Source organism: Microcoleus asticus IPMA8 (genome assembly GCF_013179805.1).
In the GTDB taxonomy this organism is placed as follows: domain Bacteria; phylum Cyanobacteriota; class Cyanobacteriia; order Cyanobacteriales; family Microcoleaceae; genus Microcoleus; species Microcoleus asticus.
Genome location: NZ_SRRZ01000233.1, coordinates 1 through 4,586 on the forward strand (window position 1 = coordinate 1; position 4,586 = coordinate 4,586).

Consider the following 4,586-nt stretch of genomic DNA (forward strand, 5'->3'; position numbering starts at 1 on the left):
GAACTTGTTTTTAATTGCTGAAATCACCAGTTTATAGGATTCGTATGTCTATTTTCAGAATCCTATCAAATAAGCATTCAACACTTCTGGGCACTGAACTTAGAACTCAGTCAAATGGTTAGGGAAATGGAGAGAGAAATTTCCCCATTGTAAAGGTTGGCTAGTGGTTAGCCAGAAAGATTTCTGGTGGATAACGTTGAGCGATCGAATAGTAACATTCTCTGTAAAATAATAGCCCTTCGATTGTAAAACCTTTTTCTGTTGCTAGCCCTGTGAGTTGAGCTAAATCCATCGATTGAATCTGGCACTTACTCCACCGTGTGTAGAACTGTGTGTAAACTTGATCTAGTTCTGTGTCTTTCCGATGAACTTCATAGGTGTTCCAGGCAAGGACACGGAATGCGTCGCGTAGACGAAAAGTTTGTTGTTCAGTGTCCCAATCAGCTTGAATCATTTGTGGTTGTCTCTATTGCTAGATATTGAATTGTCAAAATTCTCCCTGCCGTAGTTTGGAGTGTAGTTACAGCAGAGAAAACTTAAGGAAATTGCTACATTTTCTTGAGCTTAATGACTTCTGCCACAAACTCAGGAGTCAGCCCACGAATCTTAATTTCTAGTGGAAAACTCTGAATTCGTTTTGACTTGCGAGCTTCATTTTCTTTGGCATAAGTGTAACCGCCTACTTGAGCTACGATTTCTTTGACTTTTTCGCCATCAGCTTTCGATCGAACGCCAATATACGTGATGAACGAATCAAATCCCGAACTGGCATCGGGCATCTCTTCCCAGTTAAACTGGTTATTCGTAGTTCCGACGATGGTTATCCGATCGGACAACTTAACCACTACATAGCTGCCGTTCGGGGAACTTTCCACTACTTGACCTTCAACTCCCGCAAAATTAATCTTGTTCATGATTTGATTTGCTCCTATTTTTCAATTCTTTAATCTGGAATCTAGAATCTGGAATTTGGAAACGAGACAAGATGTCTCAAAACCTCACAGCGAAGCACTACTCACCATCTCAAAAACAGTTCTTTGTTTCTGTTTCTGAGATGAGAAATGTTTTTGAAGTGTTTCTTGTTTCTGGTGTTTCAAAGCGAAACATACAATTCTTGCCTTTCCACAGGAACGGGAGCAGGCACAAAGACTTTGAAACGGGCTTGAGTTTGAATCTGGTGTTGACGAGCAATGCACTGGAAAACCTCTTTGACATCGCTCATCCGAAGGTGTTGAAGGTTAGTTGAGCCGATTGAATACTGCTTCCACACTCCTTGCTGTTGCAGATGTAGACACAGGTAAAACCCGTAGTCAGGCAGAATCAAAACCGGACACTTGATACCTGTGAGAAATGGTTCAAACTTTCTAACTGGTTCACCTAACTCGTGTTTACTTCCTTTGTTTATGAGCCAGAAATCAGCTTCAGCAAAGTTTTTACGGACAATCCAGTCATAATTTGATAGGTTTTCCATCGTTTTTGGGAGAGAAAGTATCCCCAAAAAACGAAGTATTTAAAACTTGAGCTGATTGAGTAAAAAAAATCCTTATCTCTTGCCCCAAGAGAAAGAAAGAGATAAGGATTCTTGGATTTAGAAGAAAGCGCTAAGAAACTGCCAAGTTAGAAGTGTTTCTTCATGGCTTTCTTCAGTGATGACAACAAACTGATAATCTTGAGCAATGCAATTATCAAGAAACATTGCTTTAAGTGTTACTAACCCAGCTACAGTCATGTAAATGCTACTAACCTCTATCCGATCGAAATTTTCACACAAGGGCAGTTAGCAGCTAAAATATAGCTGTTTTCTACCGTGCTGAGACACATAGACACCGCCAACCCAAGCGTTATCTGGATGGTAAGCTAAACTAAATTCTTGCAAATCTGGTCGAAAAATTGGCGCAATTACTTTCATTTTTGTTGCTGTTGTAGCTGTAGTCATGGTGAAAACCTCACAATAAAAAACTTGTTTTCTTATTGCAAAGCACCCACACAAACACACTCTTTTTTTTTTTCTTTCGATTATTTCTGTTATTAGTTGATTGTTTCTGTTGCTGTTTCTGTTTCTAAAGGTTCAGATTTTTTCCAAGGCTTAAAAATTTCAGTATCTTGGAAAAGCTCTTGAGGGCTAATCGTACAGTTGGGACTTTTCAAGATTCCCTTATCTCGGTACAGCAACTGTTCATCTAAGGTGTAGGCAACGAGTTCGCTACAAATCCACTTGTTTGGATCATCAAGCACGTTCCCTAGCATCTCCTCGAACTTTCCGGTCAACAGTCGATCGAGCACTCTGCCAGGGAAGCTCCCGGACAACCCCTGGGTGAAGATTGCCCGAAAATCATACTCTTTGCCGACTTCGAGACGGGCTTTATGGACGATCGCATTCCCGATCGCGTCGTTAAAAAATACTGGCTTCCGAAAAAAGATTTGACAGTTAGGGTCATTGAAGTATTTGCTTAAGCTAGAAGTTTTGACGCAGTTGTTCACCATGTCTGCTTCTACACACTCATCCTCATCAGTGACTATCAGCGTATGAGTTACGTGAATCTCACTCATGCTGTCCCAACCTGTGAAATAAGCTATTCCCAGAGACGTTAAATCTGTTCCTTTGTTGAGAAATCCAATGTAACCTGGTCTATAGTTCAGTTCATAAACTGGTACTAAGCCTGTTATTTTTATTTCTCCCTTAGTGCCAAATTGTTGCGTAGATTGTTGTGCAGACATAAGAATTTTCCCTGTTAACTTAACCCTAATTTAACATAACAAAAGCCGTTTTTTTCTAGGCTACTACCCGAAAAAAAACGGTTTTTATTACTGGTGAGTAACTGGATATTGTGACCAATACCACTCCAGAAAGCGTTTGATGAACTGAGCAGTGGGTAAGTCGTAGTTGCTGACGTACCAGAGATAGAGAGGTTCTTCTCTGAATCGCTCACAGAAATTAATTAAATGTCTGTCCACGGTTCGAGTTTTAAATTGATGCCAAATAATCTGGCGTTTTTCTTCAGCACTGTTGCCATCAAAGTAAGTTGCTAAGTTGGTCAATTCTTTGCGCTGTTTCCATGCCCAACTTGACAAACGGATATCGCTACCTTCATAGGCAACAGAATAATGTCCTCTAAGCAATTTATCTTCGACACATTTGCCATTACGATCGAAATATGTCCCTTCCCGACGGTTAACATCATAAGGAAAGAGTTTCATTGGGTTAATGTAAATTTCTGCCATGATATTGAATGGATAAATAAGAGTTAAAACCAGTATGTAGCGAAACCCTAAGAAAATTTAGAGATACTAAACTTTCTTAGAGTTAGCTAAATGAGATTTGCCAAGTAATCAACACATCGGGCAATCAGTTCGGCATGGGAGCGATCGGTTATATAAATGAGCTTTAACCTACCGTTATCTCGATAAGCCTCTGCCAACTGCATAATCGATCGAAAAATATCTGAATTGGCGACTAAATAAGGTTGATAAAAACTATTTAATCCTTTGCTCAAATACCTTGGTAAATGATGCTGGATTTGTTGCCACATAATTTGTCGATACTCCTCAACAGAAAATTTGCCTCGCCACAATGGAGACATACCGAGTTCATCGTCAATGTAGCGAGAGTTAGTGCCTTCTGACACATTAAAAACTTCACGGTCTAGGTCGATCGCAAACTGAACTTTCTCGGTCTGGAATTTGTTATAGTCAAACTTTTCAACAGTGATGCTCATAGCTCATGCGTGGGGTGGAAAGTCACCTCCTCATCGCGAAGCGCACCCGATACATAAGCCTCAAGTACCTCAAATCCTGATGATTTTAGTTTTGCCCTTAGTTCGATCGATATTGTCTTTGGTTCCGCGACTGATGCCGTCCCAGAGAGCCAAACCGTAATCGCAAACTGAGCACATCATCTTGTCTCGCTCGACATAACTGCCTGGAATTCCAACTGTTTGAAATCCAGTAACGTTTCTTGGTTTTCCGTTTCCCGACCAGAGAGCAAAGTAAACCTTAACATCCAGATAATTGCTGTTGCGGAGATATTCTTGAACTAGCTTGTCAACTCCTGACGCATCACCTAGAATTATGGAAAATTTCAGATCCATTATACGATTCAGAGATTCCAGTCCAAGGCGAATATCTGCTATCGATCGACTGCCCGAAACCATTACAATTTTAGTCATGAGGCAAGTTAGTTATTTAAATCACTACTTTCTAGCGAAGCTCAAATGATAGAACAAAAAGAAACGAAAAATGGAACTAAAATGTGTTGATTTGTTTGCGGGAATAGGGGCTTGGGAACTAGCAAGGTAAGTGTCAAAGATATGTAATGCTTCGCTGTGGGGTGTTGATTGACTTAGAGAATTCATCATGGGAAAAATTAACGTTTCAAAAGCTATAGAGCTTTACGAGTCAGGAATGAGCCAAAAAGAAGTTGCAGAGACGCTGGGGGTTTCACAAGAAGGAATTAGTCGAGCCTTTAGAAAGCTAGGTTACGTTTCTCGTGAAAAAGGTAATTGCTCAACCCCCTTGACAAGAGAACGAGATAGACATTAGATAAAGGAATGAAAAAACTCCCTGACCTAAAACAACTATCGGATGAG

Annotated in this window: 9 protein-coding genes; 1 reads left to right on the top strand and 8 read right to left on the bottom strand. The window is 40.3% G+C overall.

Annotation, left to right across the window (positions count from 1 at the left end; translation table 11 throughout):
* Positions 1-160: 160 nt before the first annotated feature.
* From E5S67_RS34285 to E5S67_RS31130, 8 genes are all read right to left on the bottom strand, one after another.
* Complete coding sequence (locus tag E5S67_RS34285; protein ID WP_281363605.1) at positions 161-292, bottom strand: hypothetical protein; 132 nt, start codon at positions 290-292, stop codon at positions 161-163.
* Positions 293-548: 256 nt separating this feature from the next.
* A complete protein-coding gene (locus tag E5S67_RS31100; RefSeq protein ID WP_216670833.1) occupies positions 549-914 on the bottom strand; it encodes a hypothetical protein in 366 nt (121 codons plus the stop codon).
* 179 nt (positions 915-1,093) lie between these two features.
* A complete protein-coding gene (locus E5S67_RS31105) occupies positions 1,094-1,471 on the bottom strand; it encodes a hypothetical protein (RefSeq protein ID WP_216670834.1) in 378 nt (125 codons plus the stop codon).
* Positions 1,472-1,777: 306 nt separating this feature from the next.
* Complete coding sequence (locus E5S67_RS31110) at positions 1,778-1,936, bottom strand: hypothetical protein (RefSeq protein ID WP_172193205.1); 159 nt, start codon at positions 1,934-1,936, stop codon at positions 1,778-1,780.
* Positions 1,937-2,028: 92 nt separating this feature from the next.
* A complete protein-coding gene (locus tag E5S67_RS31115; protein ID WP_172193207.1) occupies positions 2,029-2,718 on the bottom strand; it encodes a hypothetical protein in 690 nt (229 codons plus the stop codon).
* Between the two features lie 87 nt (positions 2,719-2,805).
* Positions 2,806-3,198, bottom strand: coding sequence for a hypothetical protein (locus tag E5S67_RS31120; protein ID WP_172193209.1), 393 nt, complete (start codon positions 3,196-3,198; stop codon positions 2,806-2,808).
* Positions 3,199-3,308: 110 nt separating this feature from the next.
* A complete protein-coding gene (locus E5S67_RS31125; RefSeq protein ID WP_172193211.1) occupies positions 3,309-3,716 on the bottom strand; it encodes a hypothetical protein in 408 nt (135 codons plus the stop codon).
* A 69-nt stretch (positions 3,717-3,785) separates the two neighbouring features.
* Positions 3,786-4,166 (bottom strand): hypothetical protein, encoded by a 381-nt coding sequence (locus E5S67_RS31130; RefSeq protein ID WP_172193213.1) that lies wholly within the window; start codon positions 4,164-4,166, stop codon positions 3,786-3,788.
* 187 nt (positions 4,167-4,353) lie between these two features.
* Between E5S67_RS31130 and E5S67_RS31135 the strand changes: the two genes are divergently transcribed.
* Positions 4,354-4,539 (top strand): helix-turn-helix domain-containing protein, encoded by a 186-nt coding sequence (locus tag E5S67_RS31135; protein ID WP_172193215.1) that lies wholly within the window; start codon positions 4,354-4,356, stop codon positions 4,537-4,539.
* Positions 4,540-4,586: the final 47 nt, after the last annotated feature.

Excerpts from the sequence above, each read along its gene's own strand:
- E5S67_RS31100 (WP_216670833.1), bottom strand. The coding sequence starts at position 914 with ATGAACAAGATTAATTTTGCGGGAGTTGAAGGTCAAGTAGTGGAAAGT.
- E5S67_RS31115 (WP_172193207.1), bottom strand. The coding sequence starts at position 2,718 with ATGTCTGCACAACAATCTACGCAACAATTTGGCACTAAGGGAGAAATA.
- E5S67_RS31135 (WP_172193215.1), top strand. The coding sequence starts at position 4,354 with ATGGGAAAAATTAACGTTTCAAAAGCTATAGAGCTTTACGAGTCAGGA.
- E5S67_RS31125 (WP_172193211.1), bottom strand. The coding sequence starts at position 3,716 with ATGAGCATCACTGTTGAAAAGTTTGACTATAACAAATTCCAGACCGAG.
- E5S67_RS31105 (WP_216670834.1), bottom strand. The coding sequence starts at position 1,471 with ATGGAAAACCTATCAAATTATGACTGGATTGTCCGTAAAAACTTTGCT.
- E5S67_RS31120 (WP_172193209.1), bottom strand. The coding sequence starts at position 3,198 with ATGAAACTCTTTCCTTATGATGTTAACCGTCGGGAAGGGACATATTTC.
- E5S67_RS34285 (WP_281363605.1), bottom strand. The coding sequence starts at position 292 with ATGGATTTAGCTCAACTCACAGGGCTAGCAACAGAAAAAGGTTTTACA.
- E5S67_RS31130 (WP_172193213.1), bottom strand. The coding sequence starts at position 4,166 with ATGACTAAAATTGTAATGGTTTCGGGCAGTCGATCGATAGCAGATATT.
- E5S67_RS31110 (WP_172193205.1), bottom strand. The coding sequence starts at position 1,936 with ATGACTACAGCTACAACAGCAACAAAAATGAAAGTAATTGCGCCAATT.